Source organism: Undibacterium sp. Ji83W, assembly GCF_049340385.1.
Taxonomy (GTDB): domain Bacteria; phylum Pseudomonadota; class Gammaproteobacteria; order Burkholderiales; family Burkholderiaceae_D; genus Undibacterium.
In genome coordinates this window covers 1-298 of record NZ_JBMPOZ010000079.1, presented here as the reverse complement: position 1 = coordinate 298, position 298 = coordinate 1, and the positions used below count along the sequence as shown (strand labels likewise).

At 52.7% G+C, this 298-nt stretch carries 1 protein-coding gene; it reads right to left on the bottom strand.

From position 1 onward, the window contains the following. On the bottom strand, positions 1–298 hold a 298-nt coding region (locus ACO0LD_RS31825; protein ID WP_423013548.1), incomplete at both ends, for a transposase.

The window sequence follows — 298 nt, the reverse complement described above, 5'->3', positions numbered from 1 at the left end:
CCATAAACAAGTTCGCCAGCGCACAGGTGACAAACAAGCGATGCGCGTTCTTTTGTAAGCCGCGATAACGCACCTTCGCAAATCCAAACACGCGCTTGATGATGCCAAAGGCATGCTCTACCATGGCGCGGATATTCGACTTACGGCGGTTGGTCAACCGCTCTGCATCTGTCAAAGGGTGACTGCGTGTAGCGCGGCAGTTCGTAAAATCTCTTACCTTTGGTGCTTTGCTACGCGCAGCCTGCCTTTGGCCTATATAGGCAGAATCTCCCCAATAACGCGTCTCTTGTCCATGCAG